At 47.9% G+C, this 23,682-nt stretch carries 9 protein-coding genes, 15 tRNA genes, 3 rRNA genes and 1 pseudogene; all 28 read left to right on the top strand.

Features of this window, described 5'->3' with window-relative positions; translation table 11 throughout:
* The first annotated feature begins 523 nt into the window (after window positions 1-523).
* The 28 genes and pseudogenes from L0M14_RS15975 (at window position 524) to L0M14_RS15835 (ending at window position 23,633) form a co-directional block, all read left to right on the top strand.
* Window positions 524-2,065 (top strand): 16S ribosomal RNA (locus L0M14_RS15975).
* 331 nt (window positions 2,066-2,396) lie between these two features.
* Window positions 2,397-5,315: ribosomal RNA gene (locus L0M14_RS15970) — 23S ribosomal RNA — on the top strand.
* A 240-nt stretch (window positions 5,316-5,555) separates the two neighbouring features.
* Window positions 5,556-5,671, top strand: a 5S ribosomal RNA gene (rrf, locus tag L0M14_RS15965).
* Together the 16S, 23S and 5S rRNA genes with 15 tRNA genes alongside form the textbook arrangement of a ribosomal RNA operon.
* 39 nt (window positions 5,672-5,710) lie before the next feature.
* Window positions 5,711-5,785 (top strand) — tRNA-Glu (locus L0M14_RS15960).
* A 76-nt stretch (window positions 5,786-5,861) separates the two neighbouring features.
* Window positions 5,862-5,937: transfer RNA gene (locus tag L0M14_RS15955), tRNA-Val, on the top strand.
* A gap of 45 nt (window positions 5,938-5,982) precedes the next feature.
* Window positions 5,983-6,059 (top strand) — tRNA-Met (locus L0M14_RS15950).
* 78 nt (window positions 6,060-6,137) lie between these two features.
* Window positions 6,138-6,213: transfer RNA gene (locus L0M14_RS15945), tRNA-Phe, on the top strand.
* A 15-nt stretch (window positions 6,214-6,228) separates the two neighbouring features.
* Window positions 6,229-6,304: transfer RNA gene (locus L0M14_RS15940), tRNA-Thr, on the top strand.
* A gap of 25 nt (window positions 6,305-6,329) precedes the next feature.
* Window positions 6,330-6,411 (top strand) — tRNA-Tyr (locus tag L0M14_RS15935).
* Window positions 6,412-6,424: 13 nt separating this feature from the next.
* Window positions 6,425-6,500, top strand: a tRNA-His gene (locus L0M14_RS15930).
* 19 nt (window positions 6,501-6,519) lie between these two features.
* Window positions 6,520-6,591 (top strand) — tRNA-Gln (locus tag L0M14_RS15925).
* 27 nt (window positions 6,592-6,618) lie between these two features.
* Window positions 6,619-6,691 (top strand) — tRNA-Lys (locus tag L0M14_RS15920).
* A gap of 76 nt (window positions 6,692-6,767) precedes the next feature.
* Window positions 6,768-6,847: transfer RNA gene (locus tag L0M14_RS15915), tRNA-Leu, on the top strand.
* A gap of 32 nt (window positions 6,848-6,879) precedes the next feature.
* Window positions 6,880-6,954: transfer RNA gene (locus L0M14_RS15910), tRNA-Gly, on the top strand.
* Window positions 6,955-6,964: 10 nt separating this feature from the next.
* Window positions 6,965-7,041: transfer RNA gene (locus L0M14_RS15905), tRNA-Arg, on the top strand.
* 11 nt (window positions 7,042-7,052) lie between these two features.
* Window positions 7,053-7,131 (top strand) — tRNA-Leu (locus L0M14_RS15900).
* A 5-nt stretch (window positions 7,132-7,136) separates the two neighbouring features.
* Window positions 7,137-7,210: transfer RNA gene (locus tag L0M14_RS15895), tRNA-Pro, on the top strand.
* Window positions 7,211-7,217: 7 nt separating this feature from the next.
* Window positions 7,218-7,288: transfer RNA gene (locus tag L0M14_RS15890), tRNA-Gly, on the top strand.
* A gap of 296 nt (window positions 7,289-7,584) precedes the next feature.
* Window positions 7,585-11,826 carry a PA14 domain-containing protein gene (locus L0M14_RS15885; RefSeq protein WP_235117682.1) on the top strand — a complete coding sequence of 1,414 codons (4,242 nt, stop codon included), beginning with the start codon at window positions 7,585-7,587 and terminating at the stop codon, window positions 11,824-11,826.
* A 362-nt stretch (window positions 11,827-12,188) separates the two neighbouring features.
* A complete protein-coding gene (locus L0M14_RS15880) occupies window positions 12,189-13,796 on the top strand; it encodes a cohesin domain-containing protein (RefSeq protein WP_235117681.1) in 1,608 nt (535 codons plus the stop codon).
* A 180-nt stretch (window positions 13,797-13,976) separates the two neighbouring features.
* Window positions 13,977-15,031 (top strand): annotated as a pseudogene (locus L0M14_RS31910) (ABC transporter substrate-binding protein).
* A gap of 111 nt (window positions 15,032-15,142) precedes the next feature.
* Window positions 15,143-16,675, top strand: coding sequence for a sugar ABC transporter ATP-binding protein (locus tag L0M14_RS15865; RefSeq protein ID WP_235117680.1), 1,533 nt, complete (start codon window positions 15,143-15,145; stop codon window positions 16,673-16,675).
* Window positions 16,647-17,675 (top strand): ABC transporter permease, encoded by a 1,029-nt coding sequence (locus L0M14_RS15860; protein ID WP_235117679.1) that lies wholly within the window; start codon window positions 16,647-16,649, stop codon window positions 17,673-17,675. Before L0M14_RS15865 ends, L0M14_RS15860 begins: the two co-directional genes overlap by 29 nt.
* Window positions 17,672-18,697, top strand: a complete 1,026-nt coding sequence (gene yjfF / locus L0M14_RS15855; protein ID WP_235117678.1) for a galactofuranose ABC transporter, permease protein YjfF — start codon at window positions 17,672-17,674, stop codon at window positions 18,695-18,697. Before L0M14_RS15860 ends, yjfF begins: the two co-directional genes overlap by 4 nt.
* A 42-nt stretch (window positions 18,698-18,739) precedes the next feature.
* On the top strand, window positions 18,740-19,204 hold the full coding sequence (locus tag L0M14_RS15850; protein ID WP_235117677.1) for a cache domain-containing protein: 465 nt from the start codon (window positions 18,740-18,742) through the stop codon (window positions 19,202-19,204).
* 10 nt (window positions 19,205-19,214) lie between these two features.
* On the top strand, window positions 19,215-20,549 hold the full coding sequence (locus L0M14_RS15845; protein ID WP_311198906.1) for a sensor histidine kinase: 1,335 nt from the start codon (window positions 19,215-19,217) through the stop codon (window positions 20,547-20,549).
* Window positions 20,521-21,729 carry a response regulator transcription factor gene (locus L0M14_RS15840; RefSeq protein ID WP_235117676.1) on the top strand — a complete coding sequence of 403 codons (1,209 nt, stop codon included), beginning with the start codon at window positions 20,521-20,523 and terminating at the stop codon, window positions 21,727-21,729. The genes L0M14_RS15845 and L0M14_RS15840 overlap by 29 nt, the downstream gene beginning before the upstream one ends.
* On the top strand, window positions 21,726-23,633 hold the full coding sequence (locus L0M14_RS15835; protein WP_235117675.1) for a substrate-binding domain-containing protein: 1,908 nt from the start codon (window positions 21,726-21,728) through the stop codon (window positions 23,631-23,633). Before L0M14_RS15840 ends, L0M14_RS15835 begins: the two co-directional genes overlap by 4 nt.
* Window positions 23,634-23,682 lie beyond the last annotated feature (49 nt).

Raw genomic sequence — 23,682 nt, 5'->3', positions numbered from 1 at the left:
CCAATTTTTGTTCATAGCGAACTTACACTCCATAGATGTTCTGATGAACTGTGACATGCTTGTTACGGATACCTAGGTGTGCTATGTTTTCTACCTGTTCAGGCATGATGTCTATTTGTAATATCACATTAGAAGCAATACCGCTAACATGAACTTGCACACTGAAATTGAATGTGATATATTGTGTTTCCTGCTTTCGAGACAAGTAGAGATAAGATCAGATGTAGTGAAAAAGAAATTTTAAAAAGCACTTGCAATTGAATTTTAGACATGGTATATTACTTCTCGCTGCTCCGGTAACACGGCAGTGAACGAAAGAAAATTGTTCTTTGAAAACTGAACAACGAGTGAAGAAAGCAAGTCGTGTAAACGACTCTAAACAATGAGATTGTAAAATCTCGCTAGCTTAGACATTGAGCTTATTCAGCTTAACGGATATATCCCGGACAGACTTCGGTTTTGTTTCGGGCCCCGAGAAAGTAATCGGAATTCTCTTCGGAGAATCTGCTTCACTTTCTTGGGTATCTTGGAGAGTTTGATCCTGGCTCAGGACGAACGCTGGCGGCGTGCCTAATACATGCAAGTCGAGCGGGCTTGTCCCTTCGGGGACAAGCTAGCGGCGGACGGGTGAGTAACACGTAGGCAACCTGCCTGTAAGACCGGGATAACTATCGGAAACGATAGCTAAGACCGGATAGCTGGTTTCTCTGCATGGAGAGATCATGAAACACGGTGCAAGCTGTGGCTTACAGATGGGCCTGCGGCGCATTAGCTAGTTGGTGAGGTAACGGCTCACCAAGGCGACGATGCGTAGCCGACCTGAGAGGGTGAACGGCCACACTGGGACTGAGACACGGCCCAGACTCCTACGGGAGGCAGCAGTAGGGAATCTTCCGCAATGGACGAAAGTCTGACGGAGCAACGCCGCGTGAGTGATGAAGGTTTTCGGATCGTAAAGCTCTGTTGCCCTAGACGAACAGCATCAGGAGTAACTGCCTGGTGTGTGACGGTATAGGAGAAGAAAGCCCCGGCTAACTACGTGCCAGCAGCCGCGGTAATACGTAGGGGGCAAGCGTTGTCCGGAATTATTGGGCGTAAAGCGCGCGCAGGCGGCTATTTAAGTTTGGTGTTTAAGCCCGGGGCTCAACCCCGGTTCGCATCGAAAACTGGATGGCTTGAGTGTAGGAGAGGAAAGTGGAATTCCACGTGTAGCGGTGAAATGCGTAGAGATGTGGAGGAACACCAGTGGCGAAGGCGACTTTCTGGCCTATAACTGACGCTGAGGCGCGAAAGCGTGGGGAGCAAACAGGATTAGATACCCTGGTAGTCCACGCCGTAAACGATGCATGCTAGGTGTCGGGGATTCGATTCCTCGGTGCCGAAGTAAACACAGTAAGCATGCCGCCTGGGGAGTACGCTCGCAAGAGTGAAACTCAAAGGAATTGACGGGGACCCGCACAAGCAGTGGAGTATGTGGTTTAATTCGAAGCAACGCGAAGAACCTTACCAGGTCTTGACATCCCTCTGACCGTCCTAGAGATAGGGCTTCCCTTCGGGGCAGAGGAGACAGGTGGTGCATGGTTGTCGTCAGCTCGTGTCGTGAGATGTTGGGTTAAGTCCCGCAACGAGCGCAACCCTTGATCTTAGTTGCCAGCACCTTGGGTGGGCACTCTAAGATGACTGCCGGTGACAAACCGGAGGAAGGTGGGGATGACGTCAAATCATCATGCCCCTTATGACCTGGGCTACACACGTACTACAATGGTCGTTACAACGGGAAGCGAAGGAGCGATCTGGAGCCAATCCTAAAAAGGCGATCTCAGTTCGGATTGCAGGCTGCAACTCGCCTGCATGAAGTCGGAATTGCTAGTAATCGCGGATCAGCATGCCGCGGTGAATACGTTCCCGGGTCTTGTACACACCGCCCGTCACACCACGAGAGTTTACAACACCCGAAGTCGGTGAGGTAACCGCAAGGGGCCAGCCGCCGAAGGTGGGGTAGATGATTGGGGTGAAGTCGTAACAAGGTAGCCGTATCGGAAGGTGCGGCTGGATCACCTCCTTTCTATGGAGACTCGGTTCTGAAACGAACCAGTCAAGTGCTTAAAGCACAAATAGCTTCTTCACTCGTGTTCAGTTTTGAAAGGATAAACCTTTCAATTTGGTTGACAACTGACATCGCTTCGCGAATGTAACAGTTGCAACTCAGATGATAACTGACAGTGCTCTGCATTTGTAGCGGTTACATCGTTTGTTCCTTGAAAACTAGATAACGAAAACGAAACGTAAAGCGTGAAACTTAGAATTCCTAATCACCATTTGTGCAAACAAGTGATGAAGTGAAATTTTAGCAAAGCTGATTCTTACGTAGCAATGATTGCTGCGCAATAATCTAAGGTTAAGCTAGAAAGAGCACACGGAGGATGCCTAGGCGCTAGGAGCCGAAGAAGGACGTGGCGAACGACGAAATGCCTCGGGGAGCCGTAAGCAGGCTTTGATCCGGGGATGTCCGAATGGGGGAACCCAGCTGTGGTAATGCGCAGTTACTATGCAGTGAATACATAGCTGCATGAGAGGCATACCCAGGGAACTGAAACATCTAAGTACCTGGAGGAAAAGAAAACAAAATGTGATTCCGTCAGTAGCGGCGAGCGAAAGCGGATTAGCCCAAACCAAGGAGCTTGCTCCTTGGGGTTGTAGGACCTCAACGTGGCAAAAGTTTGTTAGGCGAAGTGATCTGGAAAGGTCCGGCAAAGAGGGTAAAAGCCCCGTAGCCAAAAACAAACGTATGCCTAGAGGGATCCTGAGTACGGTGGGACACGTGAAACCCCGTCGGAATCCGGCAGGACCATCTGCCAAGGCTAAATACTACCTAGCGACCGATAGTGAAGCAGTACCGTGAGGGAAAGGTGAAAAGCACCGCGGAAGCGGAGTGAAAAAGAACCTGAAACCGTGTGCTTACAAGAAGTCAGAGCCCTCTTTATGGGTGATGGCGTGCCTTTTGTAGAATGAACCGGCGAGTTACGTTCCCGTGCGAGGTTAAGCTGAAGAAGCGGAGCCGCAGCGAAAGCGAGTCTGAATAGGGCGCTTTAGTACGTGGACGTAGACCCGAAACCGTGTGATCTACCCCTGTCCAGGGTGAAGGTGAGGTAACACTCACTGGAGGCCCGAACCCACGAATGTTGAAAAATTCGGGGATGAGGTGGGGGTAGCGGAGAAATTCCAATCGAACTCGGAGATAGCTGGTTCTCCCCGAAATAGCTTTAGGGCTAGCCTCGGAATCAAGAGTTGTGGAGGTAAAGCACTGATTGGGTGCGGGGCCCGCCAAGGGTTACCAAGTCCAGTCAAACTCTGAATGCCACAAACTCATATCCGGGAGTCAGACAGTGAGTGCTAAGATCCATTGTCAAAAGGGAAACAGCCCAGACCATCAGCTAAGGTCCCCAAGTGTGTGTTAAGTGGGAAAGGATGTGGAGTTGCACAGACAACCAGGATGTTGGCTTAGAAGCAGCCACCATTGAAAGAGTGCGTAATAGCTCACTGGTCGAGTGACTCTGCGCCGAAAATGTAACGGGGCTAAACACGCCACCGAAGCTATGGCATGTACGTAAGTACTTGGGTAGGGGAGCGTTGAATGCGGGTAGAAGTCAGACCGGAAGGACTGGTGGACTACATTCAAGTGAGAATGCCGGTATAAGTAACGAAAAGATCAGTGAGAATCTGATCCGCCGAAAGCCTAAGGGTTCCTGAGGAAGGTTCGTCCGCTCAGGGTCAGTCGGGACCTAAGGCGAGGCCGAAAGGCGTAGTCGATGGACAACAGGTTGATATTCCTGTACCACCGTAGCCGTTATGAGTGATGGAGTGACGCAGAAGGATAGTGACGCGAGCTGATGGATGCTCGTCCAAGCAGTGAGGCTGGTGTGTAGGCAAATCCGCACACCATAAGGCTGGGCTGTGATGGGGAGGGAAATTTATAGTACCGAAGGTCATGATTTCACACTGCCAAGAAAAGCTTCTAGCCAGGCGAAGGTGCCCGTACCGCAAACCGACACAGGTGGGCGAGAAGAGAATTCTAAGGCGCGCGGAAGAACTCTCGTTAAGGAACTCGGCAAAATGACCCCGTAACTTCGGGAGAAGGGGTGCCTCGGTAGGGTGAATAGCCCGAGGGGGCCGCAGTGAAAAGGCCCAAGCGACTGTTTAGCAAAAACACAGGTCTGTGCGAAGCCGCAAGGCGAAGTATACGGGCTGACGCCTGCCCGGTGCTGGAAGGTTAAGGGGAGCGGTTAGGGAGTAATCCCGAAGCTGTGAACCGAAGCCCCAGTAAACGGCGGCCGTAACTATAACGGTCCTAAGGTAGCGAAATTCCTTGTCAGGTAAATTCTGACCCGCACGAATGGCGTAACGACTTGGGCGCTGTCTCAACGAGAGATCCGGTGAAATTTTAATACCTGTGAAGATGCAGGTTACCCGCGACAAGACGGAAAGACCCCATGGAGCTTTACTGCAGCTTGATATTGGACTTTGGTACGATCTGTACAGGATAGGTGGGAGCCGTAGAAGCCTGAGCGCCAGCTTGGGTGGAGGCGCCGTTGGGATACCACCCTGATCGTATCGGAGTTCTAACCTGGTACCGTGATCCGGTACGGGGACAGTGTCAGGTGGGCAGTTTGACTGGGGCGGTCGCCTCCTAAAAAGTAACGGAGGCGTCTAAAGGTTCCCTCAGAATGGTTGGAAATCATTCGAAGAGTGCAAAGGCATAAGGGAGCTTGACTGCGAGACAAACAGGTCGAGCAGGGACGAAAGTCGGGCTTAGTGATCCGGTGGTACCGAATGGAAGGGCCATCGCTCAACGGATAAAAGCTACCCTGGGGATAACAGGCTTATCTCCCCCAAGAGTCCACATCGACGGGGAGGTTTGGCACCTCGATGTCGGCTCATCGCATCCTGGGGCTGAAGTAGGTCCCAAGGGTTGGGCTGTTCGCCCATTAAAGCGGTACGCGAGCTGGGTTCAGAACGTCGTGAGACAGTTCGGTCCCTATCTGTCGCGGGCGTAGGAAATTTGAGAGGAGCTGTCCTTAGTACGAGAGGACCGGGATGGACGTACCGCTGGTGTACCAGTTGTCTCGCCAGAGGCATAGCTGGGTAGCTATGTACGGAAGGGATAAGCGCTGAAAGCATCTAAGCGTGAAGCCCACCTCAAGATGAGATTTCCCAATTCGTAAGACCCCTTGTAGACGACGAGGTTGATAGGTTCGAGGTGGAAGTGCAGCAATGTATGGAGCTGACGAATACTAATCGGTCGAGGGCTTAACCAAAACAGTCCCCACAAAGTGACGTGAAGCTAACGAAGCAAATTCCGATTACTTTGCGGGGGCCCCGAGGATCAAAATCCAAGGGAACCCGGAAACAAACCGGTCTAACAAATACTCACACTTTACGTAAGTTTCGTATCTAGTTTTCAGGGTGCAAGCCACCTTGAATAAAGAGCATAAGATGTTTCCTGGCTGAAGCATCGTAAGTATGCTCACCACAGTTTTGCTAACACAAAACAACCGTTTGGTGATGATGGCGGAGGGATCCACGCGTTCCCATCTCGAACACGACCGTTAAGCCCTCCAGCGTCAATGGTACTTGAACCGAAGGGTTCTGGGAGAGTAGAACGTTGCCAAGCAAACTACGTTATTTGAAATATTCAAATAACGTTCATTAAGGCCCGTTGGTCAAGGGGTTAAGACACCTCCCTTTCACGGAGGTAACAGGGGTTCGAATCCCCTACGGGTCACCAATATTCCCCACAAAGTAACGTAAAGCTGACGAAGCTCAATCTGATTACTTTATGCGGACACCATAAGATCTTCCATGGAGGCTTAGCTCAGCTGGGAGAGCATCTGCCTTACAAGCAGAGGGTCGGCGGTTCGATCCCGTCAGCCTCCACCATAACTTTCCTATCAGCAGATAGGAAGTGAATATATGTAATAATGACGCGGGGTGGAGCAGCCCGGTAGCTCGTCGGGCTCATAACCCGAAGGCCGCAGGTTCAAATCCTGCCCCCGCAACCAAATTCCATAAAAGGAATGCAGAGTAAATCGAGAAGAAGATACTGATCTACTTCGTTACTTCAATTTCCGTAGTGTTGGGGCTCGGTAGCTCAGTCGGTAGAGCAGAGGACTGAAAATCCTCGTGTCGGCGGTTCGATTCCGTCCCGAGCCACCATTGATAGATTTATATGCCGTTGTAGCTCAACTGGTAGAGCAACTGACTTGTAATCAGTAGGTTGGGGGTTCAAGTCCTCTCGACGGCACCATTTTTCAATTGAGTAAGGCGTATACGGAGGCTTAGTGAAGTGGCTAAACACGGCAGACTGTAAATCTGCTCTCTACGAGTTCGGTGGTTCGAATCCATCAGCCTCCATTGTTTTAACTTGGCGGTCGTGGCGAAGGGGTTAACGCACTGGTCTGTGGCTCCAGCATTCGTGGGTTCAAGTCCCATCGATCGCCCCATGATTCTTTTAAAGCATGATGGGGATTAGCCAAGCGGTAAGGCAACGGACTTTGACTCCGTCATGCCTAGGTTCGAATCCTAGATCCCCAGTTTCTTTTAAGTGACACCTGACATTAAGAGCCATTAGCTCAGTTGGTAGAGCACCTGACTTTTAATCAGGGTGTCGTAGGTTCGAGTCCTACATGGCTCATCGCTTTAACCGAAAGGGTAAAGTGAATGTGGTGAAGGGAACCCGAAAGATTTTCGGTGGGACCTATTTGAATTATGCGCGTATGGCGGAATTGGCAGACGCACTAGACTTAGGATCTAGCGGGCGACCGTGGGGGTTCAAGTCCCTCTACGCGCATTATGCTTCCATCTAGGATGGGAGCTGCCCATGCGGAAGTGGCTCAGGGGTAGAGCATCGCCTTGCCAAGGCGAGGGTCGCGGGTTCGAATCCCGTCTTCCGCTCCAATATTATAATGTGCCCTTAGCTCAGCCGGATAGAGCGTTTGACTACGAATCAAAAGGTCGGGAGTTCGAATCTCTCAGGGCACGCCATCTTCAAGCCTGCCGGCGTGGCGGAATGGCAGACGCGCTCGACTCAAAATCGAGTGGGAAACCGTGGAGGTTCGAGTCCTCTCGCCGGTATGTATCGGGACGTAGCTCAGCTTGGTAGAGCACCTGCTTTGGGAGCAGGGGGTCGCATGTTCAAATCGTGTCGTCCCGATTATGATGCGGGTGTAGTTCAATGGTAGAACTCCAGCCTTCCAAGCTGGTAGCGTGGGTTCGATTCCCATCACCCGCTTTAAAGTGAAAGTAAAAACCTGTCGCTAATGCGATGGGTTTTTATTTTATATAGGCTTGTCGGTGTAGTAAGAATCAAATTCATCTTAATTGATACTAAATGTATCAATAGTTCGTGATTTTTGTAAAAAAGAGCTCATTTATGTAAATACTTTTGATGCTCCCCTTTTCTATAATAAAGAGGCCGAAAGCTTGTAGTTATTATGGAAGGGAGGAAGGAAATGACTTACTGCAAGTTCATGTAAGCGCAAACACTTTGATACATAATGTATTAAAAAGGAGGAAGACAGCAACGCTATGAAGGTGAAAAAATGGCTAAGCACAATTGTCACGTCTACAATGGTTCTATCCATGCTATCTGCTGGAGTGATTCTTCCAAGATCCGCTCAAGCCGCGGAAGCTGCAGCGTCTCAAGTACATGGTTTGAAAGCGGAGTATTATACCAACTCAGGGTCTCCGCAATTTAATTTTTTGACGAAGAAAGCGACAGTTGTGGATCCCAATGTTAACTTTGATAACCTGGAGTCAGCACTCAATCAATTGACAGGACAATCGGACCGAGTCAGCGTAAGATGGACGGGACAGATATCCCCTGCTTTCTCTGAAGATTATACATTCTCTATGATCGGCGATAACGGCTTTAGACTATGGATCAATAATCAACTTGTCATTGACCATTGGGTTGATGATTGGGAGAAGGAACAGGTTAGCGCGCCGGTTTCTTTAGTGGCAGGCCAAAAGTATGATTTTAAAATCGAGTATTTTGAAAATAACGGCGGCTCCAATTTACATCTGAAATGGTCGAGTCCGAGTGTGCCGAAGCAGCCGATTCCAACAGAAGCTTTTTACGTCCCTGAAGGCTTCGAACCTGTAGGCACGATTAGTGAAGACGGGTTAAAAGCGGAATTCCATCTGGATCAAGCTGTAAAAGAACTGCCTTCCAATATTCTGGATCATATTCAGGTTAAGGTGGCAGGTAGCAATTGGCCGGTTTCAACCGTATCCTTTAAAGACAATGATCATAGTGTTGTTAGTCTAGACTTAACTGACCCCGTATATTCGAAAGATGTAACACAGGTTAGTGTTGCGTACGATGGCAGCGGTGGACTTCAAACGGAGGAAGGGACTGTGGTTCCTGCGTTTACGAAGTTTTTGCAAAACGGTTCCAAATATCAGATCATGACGCCTTGGGCTAGCGAAGTCAATGAGAACAACGCTTTGCCTGAATATCCTAGACCTCAATTGGCACGTGACCAGTGGATGAATCTCAATGGCAAATGGGAATTCCAAGCAGCCAAAGAGAATGATGAAGTGCCAACAGGCCAAACGTTGAAAGAGAATATTCTGGTGCCTTTTGCGACAGAGTCCATTTTGTCCGGTATCCACCGTGTTGAAAGTTTAATGTGGTATAAGCGCTCTTTTACGGTGCCTGATAATTGGAATGGGGAGCGTGTTAAACTGAATTTCGGTGCCGTCGACTACTTGGCTACTATTTATGTAAACGGTCAGCTTGTCGGCACTCATAAAGGCGGGTATACTTCGTTCAGCTTTGATATCACAGATTATCTCAAAAGCGGCGAGAATGAACTGATCGTTCATGTCCTGGATAAAACGGATATGGGGGATGATCAGCCGGTAGGAAAGCAAACTGTTAAAAAACTCGGAGGAATTTGGTATACTTCCGTGTCCGGGATTTGGCAGACGGTTTGGCTTGAGCCAGTTGCTCCTGCACATATCGAAAAGCTAGATATGGTTCCCGATATTGAACATAACGTTCTGAAGCTGAAAACAGCTACTTCCGGTAACGGAACGTTAACTGTCGAAGCAACGGCTTCTGCGAACGGTGAGGTTGTGGGAACTGCTTCCGGTGACGCTGGTACTGAGATCTCGATTCCGGTTCCGAATGCAAGGTTATGGTCACCTGATGATCCATTCTTGTATGACTTAACTGTGAAATTAAAAAGTGGTGCTCAGGTAACCGATCAGGTAAGCAGTTATTTTGGTATGAGAGAAATCAAGTTGGGCATGGTTGACGGCATCATGAGACCGCTGCTCAATGGGAATTTTGTTTTCCAGATGGGTCCTCTTGATCAAGGATTTTATCCGGATGGCATTTATACAGCTCCTACCGATGAAGCTCTAAAATTTGATATCTCCACTGTGAAGCGTATAGGTATGAATACGATTCGCAAGCATATTAAAGTGGAGCCGGCGCGCTGGTACTATTGGGCAGATAAATTAGGCGTGCTGGTATGGCAAGATATGCCGAGCTTAGAGGATCGCCAAGGCAACCAGGGCAGAGATATTTCTGACGCAGCAAAAACAGAATGGTTGAGACAATACAAAGAAATGGTCGACCAGCTCCGCAGCGTTCCATCCATTATCGTATGGACCGTGTTCAACGAAGGCTGGGGCGAGTTCGATGCAGGCGGTCAATTGAGTAAGGATGCGGTCAACTACGTGAAAAGCCTTGATTCTACAAGGCTCATCAATAATGCGAGTGGTTGGTGGGATACCGGCGCAGGCGATCTGGTCGATATGCACAGTTATCCTGCCCCTAATTCTCCGACACCATCTGCTACGCGCGCAGCGGTGCTTGGAGAGTACGGTGGACTTGGCCTGCATGTAGCAGGACACGAGTGGACGCCACTTACGTTCTCTTATCAGCTGATGAATAGCAAAGAAGAATTGACAGATCGATACATTCAATACATTAACAGAGTGAAAGAACTCAAAAACAGCGGGTTGAGTGCAGCGATTTATACACAGATAACCGATGTGGAGTATGAAATCAATGGACTCATGACGTATGACCGTAAAGTAGAGAAGATGGATTTTGATAGGATTGCTGAGGCACATAGATCGTTAACCGGCAGTGTGAATAAATCCGATCTTCAAGCGGAAATTACAAAAGCACAAACCTTCCTAGGTCATGTTCGGATCGGTTCCGGGGCAGGCCAATATCCGCAAAGCGCAGTGAATGAATTGCAGACCATTGTCCAATCTGCTATGGATGTCATGCAAAATGAGCAGGCTTCCGTAAGCAATATTCAACAAGCTCTTAATGCTGTAAAAACAGGATTTAAGCAATTAAAGCTGTACGTTCATGATCCGATTCCGAACGGTGCAGCCGTAGATTCGTTTGATTCCGCTCAACTAGATGCTAAATGGAGTATTTATCGTCCGGATAATACGAAGTGGAGCTTGGCAACAAAACCGGGCAGCCTGCACATTGACTCTCTTGGCGGTGATAGCTTCGAAAAAAGCAATGCGATCAAGAATGTTTTCTTACAGCAGGCACCGGAAGGTGATTTCTCCATAACCACAAAGGTAACTGCATCGGTTTCTAAAAATTATCAGCAAGCAGGATTATTTATTTGGCAGGATGAAGATAACTACGCCCGATTAGGGCACGTATGGGATACAGATGGATCAACAGGCAAATCGCTAGAGACGGCTTATGAGAAAAATGCGGTCTACACGAAGGCTACCCATATGGCGGTGCATCCTGGCTCCGATACCGTTTATTTGCAGCTGCGCAAGGTTGGAAATCAGGTTACTTCCTATTTCTGGGACGGCACGGCTTGGGCACAAGCAGCTGATCCGGTAACTGTAGATCTGAACAATGTAAAAGTAGGTCTTTATACGATGTCCGCTACAGACGGTACTTCGGTTCCTGTGGATTTTGACTACTTTACGGTAGGAGGAGCACAAGCTTCCGAAGAGCCAACCGCTGTTCTTGACGGACCGGCAACTGTTGCCAGTGGACAGCCGTTTGATGTAACGGTTGGTTTCCAAAGTGTGGCGGATAGCGTATACGCTCAAGACCTGACAGTGACGTATGACCCGGCAAAAGTAGAATTTGTTTCGGCTGACGAATTGAAAGACGGCTACATGATTGTCGATCAATCGAGCACACCGGGTACACTCCGACTCATTACGGCAAATGTTGGCGGGGGAAGTATCGATGGCGATTTGATCAAGCTGCATTGGAAAGCAGTGACAACAGCGCAATCAGCTAATACGGAAATTACAATCAGCAAAGCGATTTCCGCCAATGGGCAAGGAGAGGAATCAGAATACGCTGGAGTTACCCACAGTTTATCCATCACAGCTTCTGTGGATAAAGTTGCCCTTCGCAGCGCTATTCTAGATGCACAAGCTAAGCATGACGCTGCGGTTGAAGGTGACCATGCAGGACAATATCCAACAGGTTCCAAAGCTGCTCTTCAATCAGCTATAGATGCTGCTCAAGCGGTAACTGACAATACAAGCGCAACACAACAGCAAGTGGAACAGGCCATTAGCGATCTCAATGCTGCTCTGCAAACGTTCCTGAATTCTGTGCATACAACAACTCCTGGCGATACAAACAATGATGGCAGATTCTCAGTAGGTGACCTCGCTATTATCGCAGCAGCATATGGCAAAGTTTCATCAGATTCCGATTGGGAACAATACAAACAAGCAGACCTGAACAGCGACGGCAAAGTTGACTTGACCGACCTGACGGTGATGGCACAAAAAATATTTGAATAAGGCTCAATAAAAAGTGCTGAATTGGATACAGAATGTATTCAATTCAGCACTTTTTCTATTTTACAGAGTTACCAGCTTTTGGTCGCTCCGATAACTACTTAGTCATCTTGGTAGTGATGGTTCGTAGTGTGGTGCAGGTTTACTATCTATTTTTTCTAAAAAAAGTGCGGAATTTTGAAAAGACAATCGTAGATTTGTGTGGTAATCTAGTAATAGATTCTGATACATTATGTATCTAGGAGTTGAATTGTACATGCAGCAGCATGAAGGTAATCGGTTGAAATGAAAGCGATTCCATTGTAATCGGAACTAATCACCGTGCCTATCGGCTGCAAATGCGACAGAGACTAGAGGGAGTGTGAATGACAGACATGAGGGATGGCGTTCAAAAACAGATTCGTGTAAGGAGGATTGCATGGTTGCGTGTGCTTTGCTCACTGCTTGTATTACTGATTGCAAGTCCGCTGCAGAGAGCATCGACCACCTACGCCGCTGAAATGACGCAAGCAACTGCAGCTTTGTCGGGCACGTCGGCAGTAAGTGTCAATGAGACGTTTCCGATTACTTACGGGTTAAACGTGGTCACGGGTAGTGTGTATGCTCAAGATGTGACTTTTGCTTACGACCCGGAACGTGTGGAATTTTTATCTGCGGAATCCGTTCAAGAGGGCTTTCAGATTATCGAAGAAAAGCAAGCCGTCGGACAAGTGAGGCTTGTCGCAGCTAGCATTGGTTCCGGTAATGCGGTTCATCAATCTGAAGATTTGATTCGGGTTCTGTGGAAAGCAAAGCCTTCTGCGCAAACGGCTGACACGAATATCACGCTTTCTTCCATTCGCATTGCTGATGGCGAGGGGCAGGAAGTGAATGTAGCTAGCGTAACTCATAAAGTAACAATCTCATCTGTAGATAAGTCTGCTCTGCTCGATATTATCAGCGATGCTCAGGCGAAGCATGACGCTGCAGTTGAAGGTACATCCGTCGGTCAATATCCGATTGGTGCAAAGGCTGCACTGCAGCAAGCTATAGATGCTGCCCAGCATATTGCTAATGATCCTGCTGCAACAGCAGATCAAGTATCGCAAGCTGCGGAGCAGCTGAAGCTTCAGCTTGATGCCTTCACCCAGTCTGTGAACAAAAGCAGCATAGAAGGAGACTTGAATGGAGATCGGAAGCTGAGTATTGGTGACCTGGGTATCGTCGCTGCAGCTATCGGCAAATCTTCTTCAGACCCTGATTGGCTGGCGTATCTAAAAGCAGATTTGAATCACGATGGTAAAGTGGATGCTGAAGATTTGAGTATTGTCGCTAGATGGATATTAACGGGAATTCCAGCTCCTGAGCAGGAGCCAAAAGCTGTGCTGGATAGTGTGTATGGCGCTTCAGTGGGGCAATCCTTTGATGTTACCTTTGGTATTACGAATGTGACGGGAAGTGTTTATGCTCAGGATGTGACGTTTACTTATGATCCTGCCCTTCTGGAATTGGTGTCTATTGACGCTATTCATGCGGAATATCCGATTTTGGAACAGAAAGATGTACCCAACGGGGTACGCGTACTGCTTATTCACAAGCCTGAGGAAGCAAGTGATGACGAGATGCCTTCTGCCACTGCAGAGGACACCGTTAATTATGTGAAGCTTCAATTGAAGGTGCTAGAGGGAGCAGCCGACCAAAGCAATACGGCCTCCATCGAAGTGGCGGGTACAATTGCCGACTCCAATGGCCATGAGACGAGTCTGACGGGAACCTCTAGGACGATTCACCTAACTCGGGCTGAAGAGCCGGGTTCGGGAGATTTGAATAGTGACGGACATGTAACGGTAGGTGACTTAGCCATTATGGTGAAAGGCTATGGCAAAACGTCCGCGGATGAGGACTGGTCATTGGTTAAAAGCGCCGATCTGAATGCGGATAATCGCATCGATATTCTGGATTTGTCAGAAATGGCCCACCGGATTTTGCAATAAAACACCATGATGTTGAAGAAAAGCTGCACGTTCCTGAACGAATCAGGAGCGTGCAGTTTTTTTTGATTTTACATTTCTGAATGACGGAATAACGCAAAAAATGACTTTTCGGTGTAAATACTTGGGTCCTCCATTCGAACTACAATAAGGATGTAGAAATCAAACAAGGAGGATTTGAAAATGAAAAACAAAAGAAACGTAATGGGGTCTTTAGTAGCAGCAACAGTGATGTTAGCACTCGTAGCAGGATGCGGTACAAACCAAACAACGGCGCCTGCAGCAACGGCTGCTCCTACAAAAGCAGCTGAAAAACCAGCCGACAACGGTGGTGCAGCAAAAACAGATGACAACAAAAAAATCGTCGTAGGCTTCTCCCAAATCGGCGCAGAAAGCGGCTGGCGCGGAGCGGAAACTCAATCTATCCAGGATACGGCTAAAAACGATCCTTCGATCGAATTGAAATTCTCCGATGCTCAGCAAAAGCAAGAGAATCAAATCAAAGCGATTCGTTCCTTCATCGCACAAAAGGTAGACGTCATCGCAATGGCGCCAGTTGTAGAAACAGGTTGGGAACAAGTGTTGACAGAAGCGAAGCAAGCGAAAATCCCTGTTATCCTTGTAGACCGTGGTATTGATAAGAAAAATGAAGATCTTTACACATCCTTTATCGGTTCCGACTTCATTCAAGAGGGTCAAAATGCTGCTAAAGAATTGGCTAAATTGATCGGTGAAGACAAAAAAGCCAATATCGTGGAGCTAGAAGGTACAGGGGCGCAAGCGCTGCAACGGACCGTAAAAAAGGCTTTGAAGATCAAATTAAGAACTACCCAGGCTTTAAAGTTGTAAAAACAGGCAATGGAGACTTTAACCGTGCTACGGGTAAACAAGTTATGGAAGCGATTCTTAAATCACCAGAAGGACAAGACATTCAAGCTGTATATGCGCACAATGACGATATGGCAATGGGTGCTATTCAAGCACTTGAGGAAGCAGGTAAAAAACCGGGCAGCGATATCAAAATCGTATCCATTGACGGAATTAAAGATGCTTTCCAAGCTGTAGCTGACGGTAAGCATAACATTGTCGTTGAATGTAACCCTCTTCTCGGACCTCAATTGTTCCAAGCAGCTAAAGATTTGAAAGCAGGCAAAGAGCTGCCAAAATGGATCAAATCCAATGAAGATGTATTCGTAGGACAAAAAGCAATCGACGCGCTGCCAAGCCGTAAATACTAATTTTGCAAAGCTAAGCAGGCAGGCTATAAAACGCAATATTCCGCGAAATCAAGAGCAAAGAAGTCGCTCTTGATTTCGCTTCCTAAATTTATAGAGAAGGAGAGATCAACCATGCAGGAGGCGTTGCTAGTCGTTGAAGGTGTCAGTAAGTCGTTTCCAGGCGTCAAAGCTTTAACGAATGTGGATTTTCAACTTAGAAGAGGTGAAATTCATGCTTTGATGGGGCAAAACGGGGCAGGCAAATCCACCTTGATTAAAGTTTTGACAGGTGTTTATGAACGGGACAGCGGCCGTGTCCAGCTAAACGGCAAGGAGGTTAGCTTTAAAACACCTTTGGAGGCCCAGGCAATTGGAATCAGTACGGTCTATCAGGAGGTCAATCTATGCAACAATTTATCCGTAGCTGAGAATTTATTTATCGGCAGACAGCCCCGCACCAAGAGAGGGCATATTATTTGGAATCAACTGTACGAGCAGGCGGAAGCCCTCATGAATCGGCTGAATATTCAGATCGATGTCACGAAGCCGTTGTCCGAGTATTCCATTGCGATTCAGCAAATGGTCGCGATTGCTAGAGCGGTGGATATTTCATCCGGCGTTTTGATATTGGATGAGCCGACATCAAGCTTGGATCAGCAGGAAGTGGAGCAGCTGTTTCAGATCATGAGAAAGCTAAAATCGGAGGGCATGGCAATTGTTTTCGTCACACATTTTATGGATCAGGTTTACGCAGTTTCAGACTGCATCACAGTACTCAGAAACGGCGAGCTGGTGGGCGAATATAAAGCGGCAGAGCTGTCTCGAATGGATTTGATTTCTAAGATGATTGGTAAGGAATGGAGTGAAGAGCAGGCGCAGAAATCTGCAGTTTCTCACCTTATCAAAGAAGATTGGATCACAGCGAAGCAATTGGGACGCAAGGGCTCGATGGATCCGTTCGATATAACGATCCGCAAGGGTGAGGTGCTGGGACTTGCAGGGCTGCTAGGCTCCGGCCGTACGGAAATTGCCAAACTGCTGTTTGGAATTGATAAGGCCGATCAAGGCGTTTTGATTGTGAATAATGAGAAAATGAAAAGCATGTATCCAAAGAAGGCTATTGAATACGGGATGGCATTTTGTCCGGAAGAACGTAAGGTGGAAGGCATCGTAGGGGAGCTATCGGTACGTGAAAATATTGTGCTGGCTCTGCAGGCCAAACGGGGGGTATTCAGCTATTTGCCGTTATCCAAGCAGCAGGAAATTGCGGATAAATATATCCGTTTGCTGAGCATCAAGACAGCGGGTTCGGAGCAAAGGATCGACCAGCTAAGCGGGGGCAATCAGCAGAAGGCGATCCTGGGAAGATGGCTGGCAACGGATCCCAAGCTGCTTATCCTCGATGAGCCCACACGCGGAATTGACGTCGGCTCTAAAGCAGAAATTCGTAAGCTCATTTTGTCACTGGCAGATGAAGGAATGACCATACTGATTATTACTTCCGAATGGGAAGAGATGGTGGGTTGCTGCGATCGGATTCTCGTCCTGCGTGACCGTCAAGTAATTGGTCAGCTGTCCGGTGACGAAATTGCAGAAACACGCATTATGCAGATGATTGCAGAGGAGGGGAACAGCCATGAGTCAGCAACCGAGCATGCTTCATAGGATCAAACGGTCCAAAATGTTTTGGCCGTCTGTCGGCCTTGCGCTAATCCTTCTATTTAATTTGTTTTTTACGCCTGGCTTTTTTAACATTCGCATTCAGAGCGGTCATTTGTTTGGGAGTCTGATCGATATTTTGAACAGGGGAACGCCGCTTATCATCATCTCGCTGGGGATGACCTTGGTTATTGCGAAAGAAGGTATTGATATCTCCGTTGGCTCCGTCTTAGCGATTGCGGCTTCGGTATCCGCATTCCTGCTGCAGAAGCAGGTACCGTTTGTGCTTGCCTTGGTGGCAGGACTTCTATGCGGTGCGCTGTGCGGGTATTGGAACGGGCTTCTTATCGCGAAGATGAAAATACAACCGATGATTGCAACGCTTATTCTGCTTACGGTAGGCCGGGGCATTGCACAGCTTATCACCGGAGGGCAGATTATTACCATCTCCGATAAAGCGTACCGGTATGTGGGCGGCGGGTATTTGCTGGGGATTCCTTTTGCCGTCATCATCGCCATGATCGTGTTCCTGCTCTTGTACTTTTTGATGCGACGTACGGCGTTCGGGCTATTCTTGGAGGCTGTCGGCGCCAATCGGATCTCCAGCGAGTTTGCAGGGGTACATGCATCCCGTGTCATGCTATCTGTCTATATCATAAGCGGCTTGTGTGCAGCCATTGCCGGCATTATTATCAGCTCTAATATCACAGGTGCAGATGCTAACAATGCCGGCCTCTGGATCGAGCTTGATGCCATTCTGGCCGTAGTCATCGGAGGCACTTCGATGCGAGGCGGGAGATTTTACCTGGGAGGAACGATCCTTGGCGCCTTGTTTATCCAAACCTTGACTACGACCATTTACACGCTTGGTGTACCTCCGCAAATCGTAATGTTCGTGAAAGCGATCGTTGTCATTGTTGTATGTCTGCTTCAATCCGACATCTTCCGCAATATCGTTGCGGCTTCATTCGGTAGTAAACAAGGGAAGAAGGTGCTGGCATCATGAGACCGTCTTTGAAGATTACTTCATCCAATATCACTATTCTGGCTACACTGCTCTTATTTCTGGTGCTATACGGTATTGGCTCGGTGATGTTTACCGGATTTTTTTCCTTACAAGTATTCTTGAACTTGTTTGTGGATAACGCGTATCTCATCATCGTGGCTACGGGGATGGCCTTCGTGATTTTGACCGGAGGTATTGATCTATCCGTCGCAGCATTAATCGCTCTAGTCAGTGTAGTTTCGGCAGAGCTTCTGCGTGCAGGCGTCCATCCGATGCTTGTGATTCCGTCAGTTCTCGTGCTTGGCACGATATTTGGATACTTGCAGGGCTACTTAATTTGCCGGTTTGATATACATCCATGGATTGTTACTTTGGGCGGTATGTTTTTGGCTCGCGGAACCTGCTTCTTAATCAGCACAGAGAGCATCGTCATCGACAATCCCATGTATCGCAGCATTTCCAATGCGAAGGTTCCCTTGTTCGGTGGAGCAAGCTTATCCGTAAGTGTCATTATTGCGCTTATCACCGTAGCGGCAGGCATGTACGTATCCAAGTATACGGCCTTCGGCCGTAATGTCTATGCGATTGGCGGCAATGAACGTTCCGCATCCCTGATGGGGCTTCCGGTTTATTCCACCAAGTTGGCTGTTTATACGCTCAGTGGATTTTGTTCGGCACTCGGCGGCGTGATTTTTACCTTCTATATGCTCTCCGGCTATGCTCTGCATTTGATGGGAGGAGAAATGGATGCCATTGCTGCTTGTGTAATCGGCGGTATCCTGTTAACTGGCGGATTCGGATATCTGATCGGTCCGATGCTGGGCGTTCTTAGTGCCGGAGTCATTCAAACGATTATTATGTTCCAAGGTACGCTTAGCTCATGGTGGACAAAAATTGTGATCGGCTTTCTATTGTTCGCCTTCATCGCGCTGCAGCGAGCGATCGTGTCCCGCAGGGAAAAATCTCGCAAACCGGATGCATTGAAAAAGAAAGATTCTCAAAAGGCGGCTATTTCCTTATAATGAGAATTGTGTGATAGAGAAAGGTTTGGAGGAGGCTGGTCGGTGGACGTTATTCGTCGATACTGGCAGGATCAAAGTATTCGCTTTAAGCTAAACTGCATTTTTCTGCTTATCATATTAGTCTCTTTACTTACACTTAGCCTCTGGGGAAGCAAGAAATATGGCGATTACTCCGAACAGCAGGCCGATCAGTATACGCTGCAAATGATTCATCAGGTTAAAAGCAATGTTGACTTTTATATCAACCATTTAAAAGATATATCATTCTACATCGGCAGCGAGCCGGTGATAGAGAAGTACATGCAGACGAGAGGAGCCCCTGACGGTCTTGCTTCCGGGCAAGTGCCGCAGGTGCTCCGCAAGTATGCGGAGCGTAATTCAGAGATAGCAGGCATCATGTTAATCAGCCAAAGCGGCATGTTTTTAGGCCATGAAATGTATCGCATTACGCGAGATCCTTTAACGGAAGAAAGCTGGTACAAAGAGAGCAGTAGCATCTCCGGATGAGACACTTTTAATCAGCAACCCGATCGGTCGAAATGTAACTACAAGCCAAACATACAGCTCCAACGATGTACTATCGCTTGTTCGCGCATGGAGAGACCCGGACACCAAGGAAGTGTTAGGCGTCATCCTGATTGATTTGCGCATGGATATGTTTAAGAAAATCTTTGAAAACCTGCAGCTGGAAAAGTCCGGCTTTATTTATATTTTGGATAAAAATGGAGAAATCGTATATTCTCCAGTGAATTCTATTGTATACAGGATTAGGCAAGAGTGGCTTCAGGACAACCCTAGTGTGACCAAAGAGATAAGAGGCCATGATTACCGGATTCTTTATAACGATTATGAAGCTTATCATTGGAAAATTATCGGAGTCATCCCGAATGACGATTACAGGCGCGTCGTGATGGATCTTCGTACCTATACGTTTATTGTGACCATCATTACACTGGTGCTCGCTTCCCTTGCAGCTACGTATTTTACCGAGACGATCATTCGCCCTGTACGCAAGCTAATGAGGTTGATGAGAAGAGTACAGAGCGGGGATCTGAACCAACGGTTCGTGAGTGAAACGAAGGACGAAATCGGGCAGTTGGGACACAGTTTTAATCACATGGTCGAAGAGATCAAGAATTTGATCAATCTTGTCTATATGGAGCAGAAAAAGAAACGGGAAGCGGAGCTTCAGGTGCTGCAGGCTCAAATCAAGCCGCATTTTCTATACAATACGCTGGATACCATCCAGTGGATGGCGCAGGAATACAAAGCGGACGATATTATCGAAATTATCGGCGCACTTACCAATCTCTTCCGTATAGGCCTTAACAAAGGGTATGAATTGATTTCGATCCGTGAAGAAGTGAAGCATGCGGAAAGCTATTTAATTATACAAATGTCAAGGTATATGGGGAAAATGGAGTTTGAAATGGATATTCCTGAGGAGGTCAAACGCTATCATATCCTAAAGCTTGTCCTTCAGCCCTTGATTGAAAACGCTATCTATCACGGAATTAAGGCAAGGCTGGGCAAGGGCAGGATACGTATCAGCGCATTACTACATCAAGATACTGTACGATTTCGGGTGGAAGATGACGGAGCAGGAATCAAGCCGGAGCGTCTGGAAGAAATCAACCGGGTTTTACGCGGTGAAGAAAAGCGAAGCGAAGAAGCAGGCTTTGGTCTGTTTAACGTGAATGAGCGAATTCAGCTCACTTATGGAATCGCTTACGGTCTTCGCGTATACAGCGAGTACGGCAAAGGTACTACCGTCGAGCTGATTCATCCGATCGTACATACGAAGCATGAAGAGGTGACAAACCATGTGGAAGCTAATGATCGCGGACGATGAGCCGCGGATTCGCAACGGTCTTCGCAAAGCCCTCCCTTGGGAGGAGAAAGAGATTGAAGTGGTGGCGGAAGCCGAGAATGGACTAGAAGCCCTGGACGTTGCACAGCAAGTGCGCCCTGACTTAATGTTTGTCGATATCAACATGCCTTTTATGAATGGGCTTGAATTGATTGAAAGACTGAAGGAAGTATTGCCTGCTTGTATTGTGATTGTGATTTCCGGACACGATGAGTTTTCCTATGCACAACGGGCAGTCCGCTTAAACGTATTTGATTACTTATTAAAGCCGGTACAGAGGGCCGACTTAAGCGATATTGTCGATAAGGCGATTGAAACGCTGCGTAAAGACTTAATGGAGCAAAGGCATACGGAATGGATGAGCAACAAGCTTCAGGCGACATCCTCACTGCTACGCGAAGATTTCATGAAGGGCTGGATGACAGGCACGCTTTCCAAAGAGCGCATTCAGGAGGAACGGGCATTCTATGGCCTCCACTTTCCTGGACAAATCGGGCTCATGCTCATTAAGCCGCTTGGCAAAATCAGCATGAATGTGCCTAATAAAACCTGGGATCCTCAACTGCTGGAATTTGCTGTGAAAAATATTTGGGAGGAGATGCTCCAGTCGGAGTCTACCTCGATCGTGTTTCATTTAAGTAAAGGGATGCTATGCGGAATCACTGCCCTAACCGATATATCCGCGTGGATGACGTTTCAGGTGGAGTTTGAACGTATTGTTGCGGCCTATCTAGGTGTAAATGTGCTCTGTGTTCAAGCAACCGTGGAACAAATTGACGAGCTTCCTCAGCAAACCGAGCAGCTTATAGCAGAAATTAATCAGGCCAATAGCTTGACGCCAATTGTATTAATGACCAAGAAATATTTGGAAACCTACTATTATAAGGAAGACTTGTCGCTCTCGGAAGTTGCGGAGCATATGAACGTCAACGCTAACTACTTGAGCAAGCTGCTGAAAAAAGAGCTCGGCCGCTCGTTTGTTGATTATTTAACGGAAGTCCGCATTAAGAAAGCCATTCAATACTTAAATGATCCCACTTCGAAAATGTATGAGATCGCGGAAAAGGTCGGCTATCATACTCAGCACTATTTTAGCCATACCTTCAAGAAAATGACCGGGGTATCACCTATGGAATTTAGAAAACGCGGGGATCATGTATGAAGGCTGCATCTCGGATGAGGGTTGTTTTCGTCGTAGCATTGATTAGCTTGCTTGTTCTCACGATGACAACGGTGGGGAGTTATATGCTGTCTACTGATTCTGCTACCGATGATCAACAGTTTCTGATTGGCATCAGCCAGCCGAATCTGGATGAGCCGAGGCAGCTCTTCATGAATAATGAAATTCGTAAGGAGGCGGAGAAGCACAGCAATGTGCGGCTTATATTCACGGATGCGGCTGAGAACAGCGAGAAGCAAATCTATGATGTAGAAAAGCTGATGCAGTACGGCATCGATTTGCTGATCATATCCTTGAACGATTCCGAACAGTTGACGCCCATCGTAACGGAGGCCTACAAGAGCATTCCGGTGATTGTGTTAGGCCGAGGCGTAACCGGCTACGATTATTCCTTATTTATCGGACCGGATAATGAATCGATTGGTCGAAAATCCGCACAGCTCGCTTCAGAGCTCCTGAAAGGCAGCGGCGGAGACATTATCGAGATTGAAGGTGTAGCCAACTCCACTTCAGTCGAAGAAACGAGCCGCGGATTCAATGATGAGCTGGAGCGGAGGATGAATAAGCCGATTGTCAAATCGGTCGTCGGTGATTGGCAGCGGGACAAGGCAGAGGATGAAATGCTTCGTATATTGCCCGATTACCCGAAGGTACGGCTTATTTTTGCTCACAGTGATGCTATGGCCCTCGGAGCTTCGCGGGCTATTCAGAAATTAGGTTTACAAGGCATTCATGTGCTGGGTATAGATGGGCTTGATACGATCGATGGCGGTTTTGAGCTGGTTAAGAATGGGATTTTGAGCGGCAGTGTAACGAGCCCGATCGGTGGCAAAGAAGCTGTGCAGTATGCGCTGGACATTCTCCATCATGAGAAGGGGCTGCCGAAGAAGATCATCTTGCGCAGTCATTTGATCACCGGTGAACTGACAAGTGGCGAGCTGAGTCCTGGGGTGACCGAAGAGCCTGCTAAAGAATCGGAGGAATTGACTAACGCGAAGAAAATCGTGCTTGGGGTTGCCGTTGTAGGTAACGAAAGCAGCTGGCGTAATGTCAATACGGAATCCATTCGGGAAGCTGCGGAAGGTGAAAAGGACATTGAACTGGTTATGCAAAATGCCCAAGGCAGTCAGGAGAAGCAAATTCAGATTATACGCAATTTTATTGCGCGAAAGGTAGATGCGATCGCGTTCTCACCGATTGTAGAGACGGGCTGGGATGAGGTGCTGAAGGAAGCGAAAGATGCAGGGATCCCCATCCTTCTGACGGACCGGAAGGTGAAGGTAGAGGATGATTCGCTCTGGACGACATTCATTGGATCCGACTTTATCGAAGAGGGAAGACGTGCGGCCAGATGGCTTGTGGAGCGGGAGCAGTCGGAAAGCAGCGGCGGAAGACAGGTGAACATTGTTGAACTGCAAGGGACGAAAGGATCCGCTCCAGCAATTGAACGCAAAAAAGGCTTTGAAGAGGTACTTTCTGAGAATGAAGCCTTTCATATCGTGGCTTCGGAAATCGGAGATTTTACTTTGGAATCCGGTCAGCAATTGATGGAAAAGGTGCTGCGCAGCGGTATCAAGCCGGATGTGGTGTTTGCTCATAATGACGACATGGCACTGGGAGCCATTAAAGCTCTGGAGCAAGCGGGCTTAAAACCGGGCACGGATATACAGGTTCTTTCCGTAGATGCGACCCGGGTTGCATTTCAAGCCATGATTGCCCAAAAATTGAACATGTCCGTGGAATGTAATCCGCTCCTTGGCCCACAAATTATGAAGGCCGTCAAGGATTTGGCTGCGGGGAAGGAAATTCCGCTTAATATCATCACGGCGGAAGGGATATTTACTCAGGAAACGGCCAAGCGTGAATTCTCAATCCGCAAATATTAATACATTGCAACAGGATCTGACATTGACACGTCCCTTTCCCATGTGTAAG

The organism is Paenibacillus hexagrammi (assembly GCF_021513275.1).
Lineage (GTDB): Bacteria > Bacillota > Bacilli > Paenibacillales > NBRC-103111 > Paenibacillus_E > Paenibacillus_E hexagrammi.
The sequence above is the reverse complement of the archived record's forward strand: the minus strand, read 5'-3'. Positions and strand labels throughout refer to the sequence as shown.